14 protein-coding genes are annotated in these 20072 nt (G+C 34.8%); 8 read left to right on the top strand and 6 right to left on the bottom strand.

Annotated features, from left to right (window positions below; all coding sequences use genetic code 11):
* Positions 1-130 precede the first annotated feature (130 nt).
* On the bottom strand, positions 131-1417 hold the full coding sequence (locus AC3ITQ_RS11235; RefSeq protein ID WP_489238809.1) for an anthranilate synthase component I family protein: 1287 nt from the start codon (positions 1415-1417) through the stop codon (positions 131-133).
* 278 nt (positions 1418-1695) lie between these two features.
* Between AC3ITQ_RS11235 and AC3ITQ_RS11230 the strand changes: the two genes are divergently transcribed.
* Together AC3ITQ_RS11230 and AC3ITQ_RS11225 are read left to right on the top strand one after the other, a co-directional pair.
* Positions 1696-2592: a DUF4349 domain-containing protein gene (locus tag AC3ITQ_RS11230; protein ID WP_489238808.1), complete on the top strand. Its 897-nt coding sequence runs from the start codon at positions 1696-1698 to the stop codon at positions 2590-2592.
* A 209-nt stretch (positions 2593-2801) separates the two neighbouring features.
* Positions 2802-3176: a DoxX family membrane protein gene (locus AC3ITQ_RS11225; RefSeq protein ID WP_194657738.1), complete on the top strand. Its 375-nt coding sequence runs from the start codon at positions 2802-2804 to the stop codon at positions 3174-3176.
* 64 nt (positions 3177-3240) lie between these two features.
* On the opposite strand, the gene AC3ITQ_RS11220 is transcribed toward AC3ITQ_RS11225, so the two are convergent.
* Positions 3241-3783 carry a lipocalin family protein gene (locus AC3ITQ_RS11220; RefSeq protein WP_489238805.1) on the bottom strand — a complete coding sequence of 181 codons (543 nt, stop codon included), beginning with the start codon at positions 3781-3783 and terminating at the stop codon, positions 3241-3243.
* 157 nt (positions 3784-3940) lie between these two features.
* Here AC3ITQ_RS11220 and AC3ITQ_RS11215 point away from each other — a divergent pair, with 157 nt between their 5' ends.
* A complete protein-coding gene (locus AC3ITQ_RS11215) occupies positions 3941-4594 on the top strand; it encodes a hypothetical protein (RefSeq protein WP_489238804.1) in 654 nt (217 codons plus the stop codon).
* Positions 4595-4649: 55 nt separating this feature from the next.
* Here AC3ITQ_RS11215 and lpdA read toward each other — a convergent pair whose 3' ends face one another.
* A complete protein-coding gene (lpdA, locus tag AC3ITQ_RS11210) occupies positions 4650-6053 on the bottom strand; it encodes a dihydrolipoyl dehydrogenase (protein ID WP_072975931.1) in 1404 nt (467 codons plus the stop codon).
* Between the two features lie 371 nt (positions 6054-6424).
* Positions 6425-6883 carry an Lrp/AsnC family transcriptional regulator gene (locus AC3ITQ_RS11205; RefSeq protein ID WP_072975933.1) on the bottom strand — a complete coding sequence of 153 codons (459 nt, stop codon included), beginning with the start codon at positions 6881-6883 and terminating at the stop codon, positions 6425-6427.
* A gap of 414 nt (positions 6884-7297) precedes the next feature.
* Here AC3ITQ_RS11205 and AC3ITQ_RS11200 point away from each other — a divergent pair, with 414 nt between their 5' ends.
* Positions 7298-8500 (top strand): aminotransferase class I/II-fold pyridoxal phosphate-dependent enzyme, encoded by a 1203-nt coding sequence (locus AC3ITQ_RS11200; RefSeq protein ID WP_489238801.1) that lies wholly within the window; start codon positions 7298-7300, stop codon positions 8498-8500.
* Positions 8501-8973: 473 nt separating this feature from the next.
* Here AC3ITQ_RS11200 and AC3ITQ_RS11195 read toward each other — a convergent pair whose 3' ends face one another.
* The gene (locus AC3ITQ_RS11195) at positions 8974-10905 is read right to left on the bottom strand and encodes an amino acid permease (RefSeq protein WP_489238799.1); all 1932 of its coding nucleotides are present in this window, start codon (positions 10903-10905) and stop codon (positions 8974-8976) included.
* A 595-nt stretch (positions 10906-11500) separates the two neighbouring features.
* Here AC3ITQ_RS11195 and AC3ITQ_RS11190 point away from each other — a divergent pair.
* On the top strand, positions 11501-12655 hold the full coding sequence (locus AC3ITQ_RS11190) for a Gfo/Idh/MocA family protein (protein ID WP_489238797.1): 1155 nt from the start codon (positions 11501-11503) through the stop codon (positions 12653-12655).
* 293 nt (positions 12656-12948) lie between these two features.
* On the opposite strand, the gene AC3ITQ_RS11185 is transcribed toward AC3ITQ_RS11190, so the two are convergent.
* Positions 12949-15855 (bottom strand): FAD-binding and (Fe-S)-binding domain-containing protein, encoded by a 2907-nt coding sequence (locus tag AC3ITQ_RS11185; RefSeq protein WP_489238795.1) that lies wholly within the window; start codon positions 15853-15855, stop codon positions 12949-12951.
* Positions 15856-16282: 427 nt separating this feature from the next.
* On the opposite strand from AC3ITQ_RS11185, the gene AC3ITQ_RS11180 reads away from it, so the two are divergent.
* From AC3ITQ_RS11180 to AC3ITQ_RS11170, 3 genes are read left to right on the top strand one after another with little or no spacing between them, the layout of a single operon-like run.
* Positions 16283-16762: a DUF4280 domain-containing protein gene (locus AC3ITQ_RS11180; protein WP_489238793.1), complete on the top strand. Its 480-nt coding sequence runs from the start codon at positions 16283-16285 to the stop codon at positions 16760-16762.
* An 11-nt stretch (positions 16763-16773) separates the two neighbouring features.
* Entirely contained in the window at positions 16774-19158 is a 2385-nt protein-coding gene (locus AC3ITQ_RS11175) for a glycoside hydrolase family 19 protein (RefSeq protein WP_489238791.1), read from the top strand.
* Entirely contained in the window at positions 19155-20066 is a 912-nt protein-coding gene (locus AC3ITQ_RS11170) for a hypothetical protein (RefSeq protein WP_489238789.1), read from the top strand. Before AC3ITQ_RS11175 ends, AC3ITQ_RS11170 begins: the two co-directional genes overlap by 4 nt.
* The last annotated feature ends 6 nt before the right edge of the window (positions 20067-20072 follow it).

Genomic DNA, 20072 nt, shown 5'->3' with positions numbered 1-20072 from the left:
GATTTAAGCAGATTGACGCAGATTTATTTTAATAAAAATCTATTTAAATCTGCTTAAATCTGTAGAATCTGCGTGAAACAAAATCATTTTAATCGCTTATCCCGATAGCTATCGGGAGTGGCAAACTTTTTTATCGCAAAACCTCATGCATTGCCTTTGCCTTCAACAGACATTCTTCGTATTCTTTTTCAGGGTCAGATTGCGCTGTGATGGCACTTCCGACTGAAAAAGAAACGTATTGATTTTCCTGATTGTACAAAATACTTCTGATGACCACATTAAAATCAAAATCGCCTTCGGGAGTAAAATAACCTACAGCACCGCTGTATAATCCGCGTTTTGTTTCTTCTAAATTTTCAATAATTTTCATTACCGAAATCTTAGGAGCTCCTGTCATGCTACCCATTGGGAAAGTCGTTTTCAAAACATCAACCGGCGCATATTGAGGGTCTAATTTAGATGTTATCGTCGAAATCATTTGATGCACCTGCAGAAACGAATATATTTTGCAAAGCTCTGTTACTTCAACAGAACCTTTTTGTGCAGTATGCGACAAATCATTTCTGACCAAATCGGTAATCATGATATTTTCGGCTCTTTCTTTCGAATCTGATTCTAAGAATTGTTTTGACTTTTCATCTTCAACAGGATCTGAAGAGCGTTTCGAAGTTCCTTTTATCGGCTGCGAAAGAATGGTTTCTCCTTCTTTTTTCAGGTAACGTTCCGGGGAAGCAGAAAGTAAATATTGTTTGTGATTTTTAAAGAAAACCGAAAACGGCGCTTTTGAAATTTCATTTAATTTTAAAAATTTGTCCAGCGGATTGATAATGGCATTTTCAGCATAAAATTCCATGCAGAAATTCGCTTCATACATATCACCAACGTGAATATGATGAAGCATTTTATTTACTTTTTCAATATAAAATTCTTTAGAAATACGCTGTTCAATCTTTAAAGCTGCCGCACTTTCGACTTTTGACTTTTGACTTTTGGCTATCTCATTAAAATCCTCTTCAACCTCATCATCACACAGCAATAAATATCGAATTTCAAGTTGATTTCCTTTCAATAAAAATATTTTTTTTGGCTGAAAGAAAAACAAATCCGGAAAATTCAATCCGTCAAAATTAGCTGATTTTAACTCTTCAACATCATTCTTTAAATCATACGTCAAATAACCGAAAAGCCAGTCTTTTGTAGTTTGTTGGTATTGTTTTAAATCGTCAAAAGCGTTTTGAAAATCGGTTTTTAAAGAGGTAAAAGCGTCGACCGCCAGTACACAATCAAAACTTGAATATTGCTGCGTATGCGAATTACTGTCTAAAAAAACAACCTCGCGAAATTGCTGTGACCACGTTAGAAGCTGCTCTTTAAACTGCTCTGGATTTGAAATAGGTTTATGAATGGAAACTCTCAAAAAAGTATAAATTTTAGACTTCAAAATTACGACAAAAAAAATCCTTCAATAAAGTAATCCTCAAAAATTATTGGCACACTTTTTAGTACATCGAATTAGTGCTAATTATTAAAACTTTTCTTGCCATTTGATTAAAAAATTACTCAAAAAAAAATAAGCCACAGATTGCACAGATTTACACAGATTAAAAATCTTTTTAAATCCTGTAATCTGTGGCAAAAAACAAAACCGACCTGAAAGACAGGCGAGTTATTTATTAATCAAATTTTATAACCTTTATGAAAACAATTGCACAATTAGGTTTGACTACCTTGGTGATTATCGCATTACTATTTTCTTGTAAAAAAGCAGATTCTACCAGTACGGTAGATGTTGCAAATTACGAATCTACGGCAGACAGCACGGCTGTTTCCTCATCGGCTGCGGTCGAGAAAAAAGACAGCAAACAGAAATTTATTCGAACCGCTGATATTAAATTCAAGGTTAAAAATGTCGTCAAATCTACTTATGCAATTGAAAACGCCGTAGCAAAATTTGGAGGTTTTGTTACGTACACCAACCTGCAAAGCAATATTCACGATCAGATTAAAACTAAAATAAGCCAGGATAGTACGCTGGAGACTACCAAATTTTCAGTAGAAAACAATATTACAATTCGCGTTCCCAACACGCAGCTTGATACAGTAATTAAAAGCATTGCGAGACAAATCGACTTCCTGGATTTCAGAGTGATCAAAGCCGATGATGTTTCTTTAAAGTTATTAGCCAATCAGCTTTCACAAAAAAGAAGTACTACAAATGAAAAAAGAGTTGAAAAAGCAATCGATACTAAAGGCAAAAAAATAAATGATATTATGGAAGCCGAAAATGCTTTGGCCAGCCAAAAAGAAGCGAATGACAACAAAACCATCGAGCATTTATCGATGCAGGATCAAGTTAATTTCAGCACCGTTACTTTACAGCTTTATCAAAACGAAACCATTAAACAGGAAATAACTGCAGGCGAAAAAGATTCTGCTTATTACAAACCGAACTTAGGAATTCAAATTATTGATTCTCTAAAAAGTGGCTGGTACATTCTACAGTCGATATTAGTGTTCTTTATCAATCTATGGCCTTTTATATTACTTAGTTTAGGTGGATTTTTTCTTTATAAAAGATACCTTAAGAAATAAGAAAAGTGTTAATAAAATAACAATATCATAATGAAAAAAGCGTTATCTTTGACATAGCATTCAATTAATCCCAAAATAGGATTGTTTTGTTTGCAAAATCCTCAATAAAATGATCTATAAAATTGAATTTCATTTTTATCAGGACATGCAATAGATACGATTTCCAGCAGATAATTATATTTTTTAACCTCTTAAAAATCCTAAGTATTATGAAAATTGCTACAATTATTGTCCGTGTGTTAATTGGTCTTTTGCTGCTTTTTGCTTCGATCAGTTATTTTTTCCACCTAATGCCTGAACCAGAAACTACAGGGAATTTCAAAGCTTTTAATGTAGGATTAATGGCTTCGACGTATTTAATGCCCTTAGCTAAATCTATCGAACTACTTTGCGGAATTGCATTTGTAACAGGACGTTATGTAACATTGGCTAATATTTTGATCTTACCAATTACCGTCAACATTTTGTTTATTAATTATTTCTTAGCTCCTGAAGGTTTGCCTATTGCGGCATTATTATTCCTGGCTAACTTATTTTTGATTTACAGATATTGGGATAATTATAAAAGTATCTTCACAGCATAAAAAATTTCAACTTAGAACTTTAAATAACAAACCCGGCAAATTAAAAACTTGCCGGGTTTGCTTTTTAATTGGTTTTATTATGTTCGACCCAAACGAGATCTGTAACAATATAACCAATTTCCTGTGCTTTTATAAGATAATCTGCTTTTACACTTTCAGGAATAGTCGTTTCTCTGGAAAGAATCCACATGTATTTTAAACTTTCTCCCGCTACAAGTGCGTATTTATAATCCGGATCAACGGCAATTACGTTATAACCGGAATAAAAAGGACCAAAAAATGAGACCTTAAGCATACCAACATTGTCCTTTTTGACGAACTTGGCTTTCCCGATGCTTTCTTCCCACTTGTCTTTTTTGACATTATAGCCCCTGTTATCAACTTTAATCGTGCCATCATCCTTAAGCGAATATTCGGCAGTAACGTTGTTTAAATTTTTCTCCCATTTATAATCTAATCTTGCAATTTCAAACCATTTTCCAAGATACTTTGCTTTGTCAAAATTATTGACTGCAACCGCTTTTTTTGGAATAGTTGATTTGCACGAAGTCAGTACAAATGCAATCCCTGCTCCTATTAGAATTGGAGCTATATATTTACTTTTCATAATGTTATCTTTTTTATAGAAGTAAAGATAGCACCTGAATTACACATCTAATTTACAAAATTATTTTTGAATTTTATATTTTTCTGAGCAAGAATAAAATCAAAATTCATAAATGCTTTTACTAAACTATTATCTTTGATAAAATTTTATCCCTTTAATGAAAAAATATCTATTTGCAGTTTTATTACTTTATATTAATATTTCGAGATCACAATCTATAAAATCGGTAGATTCATTAACTATCGAAATTTGTAAATCATTAATTCAAAATAAAAATCTTGACAATGAAATTAGAATCAACACAATTAATAACTCTCACATAAGTCCTTATTTAGCAAATTTCAAAGACAGTATATCACAAAGAAGAGCATTTGAGCAGGTTTTTTTTAGATTACAAAAAAACTGCAATGAATTTGTAGCTCTTTTTCCTAATAAATCTGCAGAAAGTACTTGGTCCATGCAATACGAAAAACCTTTTGATAAAATATCTAAGGAGGAATGCAATCATTTTAATAAAATTTCACAATACTATTATATTGAGAATGATGGCAATAAAGTAGAAGTAACTTTAAGTGATAATTTATGGATCGAAAAGTTTTCTGATAATACTTTTTCAAAATTATTTTATAGAAAAAAAGGTAACTGCGCATTTGAATTGGAATTTATCGAAAGCAACAATATATCTCGAAAAAATTTCAGCATTAAAGGTGAAAAATATTTGTACACATTGTATGATGAAGAAAATGAAACTTATAGTGTTTATACACAAAACAAAGAAACTTACTATACCTTTAAAATAGTAAAGCAATAAAAAAACCGTCACAAATTATTATGACGGCTTTTAAATATATTCTAATCGTAAAATATTATACGTGTAATGCTCTATTATCAGTAGCGGCCAAAGCTGCTTCTTTTACCGCTTCCGCGAAAGTTGGATGTGCGTGGCTCATTCTTGAAATATCTTCAGCAGAAGCTTTGAATTCCATTGCAGTAACTGCCTCAGCAATTAAATCAGCTGTACGTGCTCCAATCATGTGAACTCCTAAAACCTCATCCGTTTTAGCATCAGCGATGATTTTTACGAATCCGTCTAAATCTCCACTTGCTCTTGCACGACCTAAAGCTTTGAATGGGAAACTACCTACTTTGTATTCCGTTCCTGAAGCTTTAACCTGCTCTTCTGTTTGTCCAACTGCAGCAACTTCTGGCCAGGTATAAACTACACCAGGAATTAAGTTATAATCGATATGTGGTTTTTGACCCGCCAAGATTTCAGCAACCATAGTTCCTTCTTCCTCTGCTTTGTGTGCCAACATTGCTCCACGAACAACATCTCCAATTGCGTAAATATTAGGAACATTAGTTTGTAAATGATCATTTACTTCAACTTGTCCTCTGTCTGAAATTTTTACTCCTGCTTTGTCAGCGTTTAATCCGTCTGTGTAAGGACGACGACCAACAGAAACTAATGAATAATCTCCTTCTAAAGTGATAGTTTCTCCTTTTGCATTTTCAGCCTGAACTACAACAGCATCGCCGTTTCTTTCAACTGATTTTACTTTATGAGAAACGTAGAATTTCATGCCTTGTTTTTTCAATACTTTAGTTAATTCTTTAGACAAAGCTCCGTCCATTCCAGGAATGATTCTGTCCATGAATTCTACTACAGAAACCTGAGCTCCTAAACGAAGATAAACTTGTCCAAGCTCGATTCCGATAACTCCACCACCAATAATTACTAAGTGTTTTGGAACTTCTTTTAAAGCCAAAGCTTCAGTAGAAGTGATGATTCTTTCTTTATCGATTTTGATAAAAGGCAAAGAAGATGGTTTTGAACCTGTAGCGATTACAGTATATTTTGCTTCGATAGTTTCAGAAGTTCCATCAGCTTTTGCAACTGCAATGTGCGTTGCGTCTACGAAAGAACCTAAACCATTGAATACAGTGATTTTATTTTTATCCATTAAGTAGTTGATTCCACCTACGGTTTGATCTACAACTGCTTGTTTGCGCGCGATCATTTTCTCTAAATTGATTTTCACATCACCAGAAACTTCGATTCCGTGATCTGCGAAATGAGCAATTTCTGCATAATGATGAGAAGAAGAAAGTAATGCTTTTGAAGGAATACAACCTACGTTAAGGCAAGTTCCGCCCAAAGAGTTATACTTTTCTACAATTGCTGTTTTGAAACCTAATTGTGCGCAACGAATTGCTGATACATATCCGCCAGGACCTGAACCTATAATGACTACGTCAAATGAACTCATAGTTTGTCTATTTTATTTTTAGCGATACAAAATTAAGGAATAAAGTTTTGTTTAAAGTTTAAATTTCAATGTTTTTTGTGTGAATTTTGAGGTGTTGGTTTTCTGCCACGAAGGCACTAAGACACGAAGTTTTTTTGTATTGTGGGTTTAACCGCAACGTGCGCTAAGAGTTACGCAAGGGTATCAAAGTTTTTTTTTATTGGCATTTTACCACAAAGCTCACAGAGATTTACACAATCCCGATAGCTATCGGGACGCAAAGGCTTCTTTAGAATTTGCTGGCAATGTTAAGGACACAAAGTAAAGCAACCTGAAACTTGAAACCTGAAACAAAAAAACCTTTGCCCCTTTGCTCCTCTGAACCTTTGTACCTAAAAAGAAATCACCGTTGAATTCTTAACCTCACTAATCATAAAAGTGCTTTGTGTGCTTCCAATATGCTGTAAGGTTGTCAGTTTGGTTACCAGAAATTCCCTGTATGCTTCCATGTCTTTTACTAATACTTTTAATATGTAGTCGTAATCTCCGCTTACGTGGTGGCATTCTAAAACTTCGTTTAGTTTGATCACTTCACTCTCGAATTTGGTTAGGAATTCTTTGGTGTGCTGAATGAGTTTTAAATGACAGAAAACCACAAAGCCTTTTTCAATCTTTGATTTATCGACCAATGCTACGTAGTTTTTTATAATTCCTTCGCGTTCTAGTTTTTTGATTCTTTCGTAAACTGCTGTTACCGAAAGATTCAGTTTTAATGACAATTCTTTGGTTGTCTTTTTACTGTCGGTTTGTAATAGAACCAGGAGTTTTTTATCGGTGGCGTCTAAGGTCATGATTGTTGATTGTTGATTGTTGGTGGCTGTTGCCGAAAAAAAATCTACTTATTTGGGTTTTTCATAACAAATTTAAACTAATAATCCATTATAACCATATTTAATAGTTTTAAAATCTAATTTTTAAACTAATCATTGATTAATTTTCTTAATAGATGTTATTTTGAACTGATTTTCTTTTGAAAACGAGTGCCCTAGCCCAGATTGAAGAGTAAAGCCCGGAGTAAAAAAGGCAAAAGTTTCCTGGTCTAAAAAAGCGACCAGCGGAAGCTCTTTTTAGACCATTAGAAACTTTGCCTTTTTTATGAGGACTTGAAACGGAAAGCTGGAATAGCTTCTCAAAATCAAGGTTTAAATTATACGCGCTAGAACTTGAAACTTGAAACAAATAAAAACTTGAAACAAAAAAAAAATATGAAAGATTTTAATCCAGCAGATAAAATTCAGGATTTGCAATACTTTGGGGAATTTGGAGGTGTGAATCCTTCGATTTCAGACTCTTCTACTTATACGTTCCTTTCGGCTAAAACGATGTTCGATACTTTTGAAGGGAATATGGAAGGCTGTTATTTGTATTCGCGCCATTCTTCGCCAAGTAATTTGTATTTGGATCAGGCTTTGGCAGCGATGGAAGGAACGGAAACGGCAAACGTATCAGCTTCTGGAATGGGTGCGATTACGCCTACGCTATTACAGTTGTGCGGTGCGGGCGACCATATTGTGTCAAGCCGAACTATTTACGGCGGAACGTATGCTTTTTTGAAGAATTTTACACCTCGATTCGGAATTGAAACGAGCTTTGTAGACATCACAAAACTGGATGTCGTAGAATCTTCGATTACACCAAACACGAAAGTTATTTACTGTGAAACGGTAAGTAATCCGTTATTGGAAGTGGCTGATATTGCTGGTTTGGCAAAAATTGCAAAAAAGCATAATTTGAAATTGGTGGTTGATAATACCTTCTCGCCTTTATCTGTTTCTCCTGCAAAATTAGGTGCTGATATCGTGATTCACAGTTTGACGAAATACATCAACGGAAGCAGCGATACCGTTGGTGGTGTAACTTGTGCCTCTAAAGAATTTATCAATTCACTGAAAAATGTAAACTCCGGCGCGAGCATGCTTTTGGGACCAACGATGGACAGTTTACGTTCGGCTTCGGTAATGAAAAACCTTCGTACGCTTCATATTCGTATCAAACAACACAGCCATAATGCACATTTTCTAGCTGACAAATTTGAAGCTGATGGTTTGAAAACGGTTTATCCGGGATTGAAAAGCCACCCTAGTCATGAGTTATATAAAACGATGATTAATCCGGAATATGGTTTTGGCGGAATGATGACGATTGACGTTGGAACTCTAGAGAAAGCCAATGAATTAATGGAGCTGATGCAGTCAAGAAACTTAGGTTATTTGGCAGTAAGTTTAGGTTTTTATAAAACACTTTTCAGCGCGCCGGGAACCTCAACTTCCAGTGAAATTCCGTTAGAGGAACAAGCAGAAATGGGATTGACAGATGGTTTGATTCGTTTTTCTATTGGGTTGGATAATGATATTCAGCGTACTTATGAGATGATGAAGGCTTGTATGGTGGAGCTTGGGATTTTGTAATTTATATTTCGCAGAGATTCGCGGAGGGTTTTCGCAGAGATACACTAAGTTATTTCACGCAGATTTAAAAGGATTTAAGCAGATGAGTGCAGATTTATATATTGCTCAGCTTAAAAAAAATCTATTTAAATCTGCTTTATCTGCCAAATCTGCGAGAGATAAAAATTATTAGCTTCTTAAAAAGGCAAACATTTCTTTATATATAAATTTGCAAGATTTTTAATTTGTTTGTTTAAATCCGCTGGAGATTTTTCTCTTAGCGGATTTTTTTAGAGAGCACAGAATTTTTCACGCAGATTTAAAAAGATTTAGGCAGATCAGCGCAGATTTATCTATTGCTATAGCTTAAAAAATCTTTTTAAATCTGCTTTAATCTGCCAAATCTGCGTGAAAAAATAAAATAAAAAAGCCGTTCTGATCAATCTCAGAACGGCTTTCCCATTTATAATTTATAATTCACAATTAATAATTATTTACGCTTCAATCGCATTCAGCTTACTATTTTTTCTACTATAAGTAAAGTAAATAAACAACCCGATTAACAACCAGATTGTGAAGTAAATCCAGTTCCAAACGCTTAATTCGGCCATCATGTACAGACAACAGATCAATCCTAAAAGCGGAATTAAAGACAAGTTTTGTCTGAATGACCAAACGGCTAATCCAACTAAAACGAAAAGGAAAATCCACATTGGGATTTTGTGTTTGAATAAACTGAAACCTGATTCGTATTTTAGGGAATCGTTGATTGGCAAGCCTTTTACAACCTCAGCATATTTTGCGTCGTCGTCCTGGTATTGGCTTAATAAATGTTCTAAATCTGAGCTTTCAGCCGTTTTATTTTTAACATCTATGCTTTCTAAATAAGTGAAAACTTTCGCTGATTCTTCTTTATCTAAAGAAGTAATAATCGTCGTTGCATCGTTTGTTTGCGCTTCATTATTAATAAAAGCCATTGTCGCCTTATTGTTGAAAGCAAAAGCATAATAGATTCCGGCAATCATTAAAACCGGTAAAATATACTTCGAATTCACATAAGGTGTTTTGAATTTCCCTCTTGGAATATCAGTCTTGTTTTGTAAAACTAAAACTCCTGCACAAACCAATACAAAGGCAAATAAAGTTCCGATACTGCATAAATCTGTCACCATTGTTAAGTTTAAAAATAAAGCCGGAACCGCTACTACAAAACCGGTTACAATAGTTGCAAATGAAGGTGTTTTGAATTTTGGATGCACAGTAGAAAATTTCTTTGGCAATAAACCGTCACGACTCATACTCATCCAAATACGAGGTTGTCCCATTTGGAAAACCAACAATACGCTCGCCATAGCAACTACTGCACTTACGGCAATAATTCCTGACATCCATTTTAAGTTTAATTTATCGAAAACAAATGCAAGAGGATCTCCAACATTTAATTCGTTATAACGTACCATTCCGGTTAAAACCAAGGCAATAGCGATATATAAAATAGTACAAATAATTATAGCCCACATCATTCCGCGAGGTAAATCACGTTGCGGATTTTTACATTCTTCCGCCGTTGTAGAAATCGCGTCAAAACCAATATAAGCAAAGAAAACAGCCGATACTCCTTTTAAAACACCGCTAACACCATTTGGAGCAAACGGATCCCAGTTGGCTGTATCTACATAAAATACACCCACTGCAATAACTAAAAGTACGATGCAAAGTTTTACAACAACCATTGCATTACTCGCGTTACGAGATTCTTTCATTCCTCTGTAAACCAAAGCGGTAATCAACACAATGATAAATAAAGCCGGTAAATCGGCAACAAAATGAAAAGAACCAATTGTTGGTGCTGTTGTCCAGGCAGTATAAGAGGCCTGTAATCCTGCACCTAAGTTTTCATATGTTTTTCCGCCTTGCATTAAAGCTGTGGCATCATTAAATCCGTTTGAAGCAGTTAGATAATCCATCTGAACCCATTGCGGTAGATGAATTCCGCCACTCTGGAGCAGTCCCGTAAAATAATCACTCCACGATATCGCTACGGTTATATTTCCGACCGCGTATTCCATGATTAAAGCCCAACCAATAATCCAGGCAATAATTTCTCCAAAAGCTACATAAGAATAGGTATAAGCACTTCCTGAAACCGGAACCATAGAGGCAAATTCGGCGTAAGCAAAAGCGGCAAAACTACAAGCCAATGCGGTAAATAAAAACAGGAAAATAACAGCTGGTCCACCATCGGCACTTGCTTTTCCGATAGTACTAAAAATTCCCGCACCAACAATTGCTGCGATTCCAAATGCAGTTAAATCTCTGGTCGTTAAATGTTTTCCTAATGCATTATGACCATCTGCTTCGTTCTTTGCAACTTGCTTGAGAATATCTTGTACCGTTTTTTTTCGGAATAAACCTGATAATGCCATATGTGGTTTTGCTTTTAAAATTAATTTATGTCGGTCTTTGTGGTTTTATTTTGCAAATAATGCAAAAATTATCCTGATTTCAAATATATAAAACGATTTTGTTTTAATTTGATTTATTTTTTGCCACGAAGGCGCAAGGGCACGAAGTTTTTTTAGCCACGAATTACACTAATTTCCCCGAATTTTGTTTCACGCAGATTTAAAAAGATTTAAGCGGATGTGCGCAGATTATTTATTTGCTAAAGATTAAAAAATCTTTTTAAATCGGCTGAAATCGGCTAGAGCTACGTGAAAAAACTGACAAAGACTAACAAAAAATCAGCGCCAATCCACATAAATCCGTCTCATCCGCGTGCCATTTTATCATTTCAAATGCGTACCTATTTTTCACAAATTAGAAAAATTCTCACAGTTTTTTTATCTTAATCCTTGTAGAAAAATCTTGCTTCTTTTTTTACATTTGTTACATTCCGGCAAATGTAAATTACACACTATTTCATCTAATTATTTTTTAATGAGCGTTTTAAAAAAATAATTAATGTAACATTTCTTAAAAACCAGTATTAACAAACCACTTTACTTAAAACCAAACCACATGGAAAAAATTTCAAGACGATCATTTGTAAATAAATTTGGAGCTGGTGTTGGTGCCTCCGTGATCATAACAACACTTCCCTCTTTTTTAACGGCACCCGATCCGGAAAAAATACAGTATACCGGAAAAAAAATAAATGTTGCGCTTTGCGGATTGGGAGTTTATGCTGATCTGGTAGCGAAAGGGCTTCAGGTTTCTGAATACTGTACGCTTGCCGGAATCGTTACCGGTACTCCCGCAAAAGCGACCAAATGGAAAGCGAAATACAATATCCCCGACAAGAACATCTATAATTATCAAAATTTTGATGAGATCGCCAATAACAAAGATATTGACTTAGTTTACGTGATACTGCCTAACAGCATGCACAAAGATTTTGTTGTTCGTTCTGCAAAAGCACGCAAACATGTCATTACCGAAAAACCTATGGCGATTACGGTCGCAGAATGTGAGGAAATGATCAAAGCCTGCAACGATAATAACGTACAACTGGCTGTTGGTTATCGTTTGCATTATGAACCTACGCACATGGAAATTAAACGATTGGGGCAAGAGAAAGTTTTTGGAAAAGTTAGATACATAGAAACATCCTTAGGATATAAAACTTACGATACGATTGCTAAAAAGCCTGTCGATTTAAATGATCCAAGCGTATGGAGGTTAAATAAAAAATTATCCGGCGGTGGTCCGTTAATGGATCTGGGGATTTATTGTATCCAAGCAAGTCGTTACATTTTAGGCGAAGAACCTATTGCTGTTACCGCTCAATTCGGAACTGTAAATGATAAAAACAGATTTTCAGAAACGGAAGAAAGTATTTCGTGGCAAATGGAATTTCCAAGCGGTGCAATGGCAAACTGCAATTCTTCTGTTGGTTATTATATTGACCGAATTTATGCCACTGCAGATGAAGGTAATTTTCAATTAAGTCCTTCTTTAAGTTACGGTCCCTACGAAGGAAAGACCTCAAAAGGTCCATTAAAATTTCCCGCAATCAACCAACAGCAAACACAAATGGATGAAATTGCGAAAGTACTGTTAGAAAACAAAAAACTCCCAAGCCACATCACTGGCGAAGAAGGTTTAAAAGACATTAAAGTCATAAACGCGATATACAAAGCCGCTGAAACCGGGAAGAAAGTTTCGTTAAAGTAGTTTTGACACAAAGGCTCTAAGACACAAAGTTTTTTGCCACGAATTGTTTTTGCCACGAAGACGCTAAGGCACGAAGTTTTTTTTGCCACGAATTGCACGAATTGCCACGAATTGTTTTTTCACGCAGATTTAAAAAGATTTAAGCAGATTAGCGCAGATTATTTATTTGCTAAGCTTAAAAAAATCTTTTTAAATCTGCTTAAATCTGCAAAATCTGCGTGAAAAACTGCCAAAGATTAGCAAAAAAACTCAGCGCTAATCTGCTTAAATCCTTGTCATCCGCGTACCATCTCTCATTTCAGGCAACTTCTTAAAATACTAACCGGATGCTGCGCTTCCCTACTCGTTCCATCATAGATTTGATGGCGACAGCTCGTTCCTGCAGCGGCAATTTTTACATTTTCAGCCGTTGCGCGCACTTTTGGGAATAATGTATCTTCTCCCATTTGCATACTCACCTGATAATGCTCTTTTTCGTAACCAAAAGATCCCGCCATTCCACAACAACCCGAATTATAAATCGTAACCGTATTATTAGTTGGCAAATTAAGCATCGCAAAAGTCGCTTCAACAGAACTCAATGATTTCTGATGACAATGGCCGTGAATTTTGATTTCTTTCTTTTCATCCGAAAATGAATCCGGTTTAATTTTACCATCTATAATTTCCTTTTTAAAGAATTCTTCGATCGTAAAAGCATTTCGGGATAACTTCTCAGCTTCTTCCTTATCATCAGCCAAGCGAAGATATTCATCCCTGAAAGTTAAAATAGCAGAAGGTTCAATACCAACCAAAGGCGCATTGCCTAAAACCAAATCTTTAAAAATGCGGACATTGTGATTGGCTATTTTTTTTGCTTCTTCTAAAAAACCTTTAGATAAATACGCTCTTCCGCTTTCTTCATGGTCGATAACCAGAACCTGATAACCTAATTTGGTTAATAATTCGAAAGCATCGATTCCTATATTTACATCATAATAATTGGTAAATTCATCTACAAACAAATACAATCTTCCGTTCGGAAAATCTGTAACTGTAGGTTTATGGTTTTCATGCCATTTTCTGAAAGTCTTTTTCGCCAAAAGCGGCACTTGTCTTTCCGGCGCAATTCCCATACTTTTTTTAACCAGTGACTGATTCGAAATAAAGTTGGTGATTGACGGAAACAAACTTCCCATTTTATTCAGTTTTGCGTTGTGTGCAAAAATTTTGTTTCGGGTTGAGAAACCGTTTGCTTTTTGATATTGGTATAAAAATTCGGCTTTTAAGGTTGCAACGTCCACATTACTCGGACATTCGCTGGCGCAGGCTTTACAGCTAACACACAACTCAAAAACTTCGTATAATTCTTTCTGGTCAAATTTATTTTCTTTCTCAGAATACGTCAAATATTCACGCAACGCATTCGCTCTCGCACGCGTGGTTTCTTTTTCATTTTTCGTCGCACGATAACTCGGACACATTGCTCCGCCTGCCGATGGCAATTTTCTACAATCGCCGGAACCGTTGCATTTTTCGGCTGCACGCAAAATCCCTAAACTGTCTGAGAAATCCTGAAACGTTTTAATATCCGGTTCTACCCTGCCCGAAACCACACGATGGTTTTCATCCATCTTTAAAGCGTTCACAATCTTCCCGATATTCAAAACCGAATTCGGGTCAAAAGCCAATTTAATGCGTTTCAGCAATTCATAATTCGTCTCGCCAATCATAAACGGAATAAACTCGCCGCGCACAATTCCGTCGCCGTGTTCCCCGCTTAATGAACCTCTGTATTTCTTAACCAAAATCGCCACATCGGTCGCGATGGTTCTAAATAATTTTAAGTCAGATGTTTTCTTCAAATTCAAAACCGGACGCAAATGCAGTTCTCCTGCACCGGCATGTGCATAGTAAATTGCACCTTGTCCGTGACGCAGCATCATCGCCGAAAACTCGGCAATATAAGCGGGTAAATCGCTCAACTCAACCGCAGTATCTTCAATCGAATCGGCGGCTTTGTCGTCTCCTACTATACTTCCTAAAAGTCCAAGGCCGGCTTTTCTAAGTTCGTTTACTTTTTCAATATCCGCTCCGTAAATTTTTACGAGCGCGTAACCAAAGTTATTTTTTTCTAAATCGGCAACCAAAGCATTCGCCTGATTTTCGGCATCTTGTGCATCATGCGAAGCCACTTCAAACATCATAATCGCTTTTGGTTCTCCAACCAAAAAGAAACGGTTTTTAATGTGTTCGCGATTCGTTTTCGTACAATCTAAAATCGTGTCGTCGATCATTTCTGCGGTGTACAAATGATGTTTCATCGCCACCACGACAGATTCCAGCGATTCCTGAATACTATGATAATGCGCCACGACCATAATATTATTGGCCGGCGGTAAATCGTCAACTTTTAAGGTAATCTCATACGTAAAGGCCAAAGTTCCTTCGCTTCCGCAGAGTAATTTCCCCAGATTTATTGTTGGTTCGGTTCCGCCAAACAAATCCGATTTCAGTAAAATATCAACGGCATAACCCGTATTTCTTCTGTGAATCTCCGGTTTCGGAAACTCTTTTACAATTTCATCCTGCGTTGCTTTTACCGAAAGTTCGTCGTAAACGCTTTTGTATATTTTATTTTCTAAAGTATCGCCTTTGGTTTTCTCGATAAATTCCGCCGAAGTCAGTTCCTTAAAAACTACTTCCGATCCGTCGCTCAAAATCGCTTTGATTTCCACAATTTTATCGCGCGTCACGCCATAGCGAATCGAAGTCGTTCCCGAAGAATTATTTCCCACCATTCCGCCAATCATACAGCGGTTGGAAGTCGAAGTATTAGGACCGAAAAACACGCCATGAGGTTTCAGAAACAAATTCAGTTCATCGCGAATCACGCCGGGCTCGATCGTAACTGTTTTTTTAATCGGATCGAAATTCAGGATTTTGGTAAAATTCTTCGAAACATCGACCACAATTCCGTCGCCCACCGTTTGTCCGGCCAGCGAAGTTCCCGCCGTTCTTGGCGTAATCGAAATTTGATGCTCCCCTGCAAACCGAATCAGTTTACTAATATCTGCGATCGTTTTAGGCACGGCAACCGCTTTTGGTTTAATCCGGTACACCGAAGCATCGGTCGAATAAAGTGTTTTATGAAGATCATCGTATAAAAGTGTTCCTTCCAACGATGCTGATAATTGTTCTAAATCCTTAAGTAGTGACATTATTTATGACCTGAAAATGAATTACAAAAATAGTTTTTTTTAGGTTACAGAGATGCTTTTTTTGAGGTTCAAAGATGCAAAGGGACAAAGGTTCAGAGGTTTTTTCCACGATTGTCATCCTGAGCGTCCCGAGACTTCGGGAGAAGGCTTTTGAAAATTGGAATTTGGGATTTTTAATATTGGAATTTCAATTTCATTTATTGGAATTTCGTTTTTAATTAGGAGCTATTTCCTGCTGTCCTTCCAAATCTTTTGTGTCCGCCGCGGCGGACACAAAAGGATTTTCCCTCCCATCAGGGCTAGGGTACTCTTTTTCATAAGAAGGTTTATCCAAAGTTAAAATTTGTAAGAAAATTATTTTATTTTAAGAAAAACATTATATTCGTTAATTATAAGATTTTATTTACAATTAAAATAAAAAAAGATTATGAGTGAAAAACATGTTGTAGTGAGTGGTGCAACTTGCAAATGCAATTTTAGTGTAGAACCAAAAACAGATATTTTACAAGTTAAATCCCAAAGTAAACATTTTGCAAATGATAAAAATGCGGAGAAGAAACTTATTGCTACTGATAAAGAGATTGGACAAACATTGAAAGCAAACACTTTTGGCAAATGCAAGAAACAGCCAGCGGGAAATGATTATTTACCATGCAAAGCAGTAATAACTAAGTGGAGCGGTTTTTATGAAAAAATAACTTTAAGCAATCAAGGCAAAATTTTAGTTGAAGACAGCAAAGCAACTTGTCCAATTGGTGGGTCAGATTGCATTGTAATTACAAAGCATGGACAAAAAGCGGAGATAAGCAAACAGCAATTGCTAAGATCCGATCGTGAAATATTAAGGCAAATAAATCCACTAATAGATCTTGATGATTTTGAAGATGAAGATTCCATTTGTAGTTAAAACAAAATAGTATGTCGAAATTAAAAATTACAGGCAATTCAAACCCTATTGTAGGAGAATTAGAAAAATACTCTGTCGACGATTTTTTTCAGAAATTTAATTTGCACCAAAATACAATATCAGAAAATCACTCTTCTAATGTATTTGATAATCAAATAAAATGGAGTATTTGTATATTAGACAAAGGCTCTTGGCGAAAAACGAAAGAAAACGACAAAACAGGAGCTACAGTAAATTATACTTTTCATCAAAAGAGCCTTACCCGTAAAGGAATAAAAATGCTTGTCGAAGCAAATGGCGAAAAAGATATTCTTGACATAACACCAAAACCAGCAAATCAAGCCAAAATAATAAAAGTTGATTTATTAGATGCTGATTTTAGCAAACCAACAAGACCTTTTGCTTATGGAGATTCTGTTATTGCACGCGTACATTGCGTCGATATGGAAAGATTTCCGCTTTTAGTTACACTATGGGAAGATGATAGTCCCGGCGCAGGACATAACAAAGCAAATACTTTTATAAAGTCACAAAAAGGAACAGTTTTAAATGGCAAAGCCGATGTTGAATTTTATTTAGACCCAAGTATTTCCTGGCTTGCCAATGCAAGGCTAGCTCCGGGAGATAAAAACGAGGGAGCAAATCACGAATATTATGTAACGGCTGAAGTTTTTGAAAAGGTTCCCATAAAAAGAGTTGCCAGCTCAAATACAAATGTGCCCAACCCTGATTATAAACCTGAAATTACAAAACCAAAACCTCCTAGCCCGGCTTCTCAAAAAGAACCTTCCAAAAAAGACAAAAAAGAAATAAATAAATCAGAACAAAAGGTTCATGATTATCATGAGCAGAAGGTAACTGTTGAGAATAAAATTGTCTTCAATCCTATGAATCCTATTAACAGTTTGATGAAAGTTAATATGGATCCTGATTGGTGGAAGTCTGAAAATCAAAATAAAAAAAGCATTTGTCCAAACTGTGATAAAGATATTACCTTATTAGAATTTAATACTATGTTTCCAAACTCTAAGCATTTATTTCAAAAAGGAACAAACAGTTTATCTTCTAAAACACCACAAGAATTTATTGATTCACTAAATAAAACTTTAAAAGAATTTAAAATAAACACTTGTGTAAGAAAAGCTTTCTTTTTGGCTCAAATTGCAAGAGAAACAGGAGAATTTTCAAGGATAGATGAAAATTTAAATTATACATCAGAAAGTGCCTTACATGCTTTTTGGCAAAGTAACACTCACCCATTATTATATTCTCATGCTAATATTTTTCTTAATAATCCTGAGAAATTGGGTAATTACGTCTATCGAAATATTGCTGAAAATGGTAATGAAATAAGTGGAGATGGTTATAAATTTAGAGGAAGAGGTTTACTACAGATAACAAGAAAAAAAGGTTATCGAAGATTTGGAGAGTTCAGTTGTAAAAATCTAACTTCTAATCCTGATTTACTTTTAGATGATTTAGATCTAATGGTACGTTCTGCCGGTTGGTACTGGAGACATGGTGTCCTTTTGAGTGATGGCTCAGAAAAAGATATTAATAATGTCGCAGATCTTGAAGATTTTATAAATACAACAAAACTAGTTCATGGCTCTACATCTGATGTTGTGGAAAGAGAAAAAATCTTGAATAGAATAAAAATCACTTTAAAAACCAATGAATGTAAAAAGACAATTGTAGAAGTTTTATCTAACTCTGATATTGAGTATCATATCTTTTACAGTGGTATAATACGTTATAAGATACATAATGAGAAAAGAGAAAATGCATCTTACTATTATCATGACGACCAAGGAACAATACACAGCATTGGTACATATAATTTAAAAAAAATAGCAAATACCCATGGCGAAGATTTTAAAGATAGATTAGAGAATCCAAATATTTATTTGTTTGACATTAGAAATTTAAAAAACTACATGAACGGAAACACTAAGTTCTCTCTTACAATGAATCCTGGCACAAACCGCTTTTTCATGAATGATATAACAGTGGCTTCATTGATTGGAGCTATGTTAGATTGCAATTATGAAGATTTTGTCTATAACGGTTTCAGTGATGAATTAGGCGCATCTACTGGAGGAAGTAAATCTCACAAAAATGGTATGAATGGCGATTTTAGATATTTGAGAAAGGATAAATCCGGAAAAAACGTACATCTAAATCAAGAATCTGAAAAAGGTGATCCTTGCGGATGGAAAGGTATGGATGAAAAAAGGCAAAATATTTTTAATGATGCTTTATATAAATATGGATGGAAAAGCATGTTATCCTGGAAATATAATGGAAAGACATTAAATCATTCAAAACATTATGCTGATCATCATCATCATTTACATGTACAAACTTTTACTCCAACTTTAAAAAAAATAAAATGAGATATTCAAAATTATTAATTGCTTCCTTTCTTTTGTTGAGCGTAGTTTCTTGTAAAAAGAACAACAAACAATTAACAGATGCCTTAGAAAAAACACAAATCAAAGTAAGAATTAGCGATACATTAATAGACGGAATTGATTCATCTAAAATCGAAAAGTTAAGTACTAACAAGGAAAAAATTATTGATTTATTTTTTAAAAGTTTTCAAAAAGATTACAATAAACCATTGATAAATTTTAATAGAGTGAAAAATTCCAAAGAAAAAATTGAGGTAAAAAAATACTCAACTTTTGATATTAGTGGAACAGAGTATAACTCATTTTTAATCTCATTCACATATGAAAATGATGAACTTTATAAATCAATACTATTAACCAACTCTCTTTTAGATGATGGTTTAATTATTTATGAAAAAGTTCTAGATGAAGGAGAATATTTAAGGATTACAAGAATTAGTAAAAATATCATCACTAATTCTGTTTTTCAAATAGAACATTTTAAATACGACAAAGAAGGCAATATCTCAGGAGAATTAGCAAAAAAAGATTCTTTACTTGTCATGAAAAATAATTATCTAATTCAAGAAAATTACTTCTCAGAATATTTTAAAGAAGCTGATTTAAACTTGGGCAGGAAATGGGGAGCGAAAGAAATTATATATACAAAAGACGGACTAGATTCTTCATACGTTTATTTATATGAGCAGAAAGGAAAAATTCAAAATCACTTAAAAGTTGGAAATTGGGAAGAAAAAATATATATCATGGAATATGATAAATCTGTTTGGTTAGATGGTAACTATGTAAGAGGATTAAAAAATGGTAAATGGCATTATTCTCCAGATGGTCCAGTTGATAAAGTTGAAATTTACGAAATGGGAAAATTAATTAAAACATCTTTTCCTTAATCTATC

It is taken from the genome of Flavobacterium sp. KH_001 (genome assembly GCF_057840745.1).
The sequence above is the reverse complement of the archived record's forward strand: the minus strand, read 5'-3'. Positions and strand labels throughout refer to the sequence as shown.

Bases quoted from the DNA above. Each gene is read 5' to 3' on its own strand.
- AC3ITQ_RS11230 (WP_489238808.1), top strand. From the start codon at position 1,696: ATGAAAACAATTGCACAATTAGGTTTGACTACCTTGGTGATTATCGCA.
- AC3ITQ_RS11180 (WP_489238793.1), top strand. From the start codon at position 16,283: ATGAGTGAAAAACATGTTGTAGTGAGTGGTGCAACTTGCAAATGCAAT.
- AC3ITQ_RS11205 (WP_072975933.1), bottom strand. From the start codon at position 6,883: ATGACCTTAGACGCCACCGATAAAAAACTCCTGGTTCTATTACAAACC.
- AC3ITQ_RS11225 (WP_194657738.1), top strand. From the start codon at position 2,802: ATGAAAATTGCTACAATTATTGTCCGTGTGTTAATTGGTCTTTTGCTG.
- AC3ITQ_RS11185 (WP_489238795.1), bottom strand. From the start codon at position 15,855: ATGTCACTACTTAAGGATTTAGAACAATTATCAGCATCGTTGGAAGGA.
- AC3ITQ_RS11215 (WP_489238804.1), top strand. From the start codon at position 3,941: ATGAAAAAATATCTATTTGCAGTTTTATTACTTTATATTAATATTTCG.
- AC3ITQ_RS11190 (WP_489238797.1), top strand. From the start codon at position 11,501: ATGGAAAAAATTTCAAGACGATCATTTGTAAATAAATTTGGAGCTGGT.
- AC3ITQ_RS11175 (WP_489238791.1), top strand. From the start codon at position 16,774: ATGTCGAAATTAAAAATTACAGGCAATTCAAACCCTATTGTAGGAGAA.
- AC3ITQ_RS11220 (WP_489238805.1), bottom strand. From the start codon at position 3,783: ATGAAAAGTAAATATATAGCTCCAATTCTAATAGGAGCAGGGATTGCA.
- AC3ITQ_RS11170 (WP_489238789.1), top strand. From the start codon at position 19,155: ATGAGATATTCAAAATTATTAATTGCTTCCTTTCTTTTGTTGAGCGTA.
- lpdA (WP_072975931.1), bottom strand. From the start codon at position 6,053: ATGAGTTCATTTGACGTAGTCATTATAGGTTCAGGTCCTGGCGGATAT.
- AC3ITQ_RS11195 (WP_489238799.1), bottom strand. From the start codon at position 10,905: ATGGCATTATCAGGTTTATTCCGAAAAAAAACGGTACAAGATATTCTC.
- AC3ITQ_RS11200 (WP_489238801.1), top strand. From the start codon at position 7,298: ATGAAAGATTTTAATCCAGCAGATAAAATTCAGGATTTGCAATACTTT.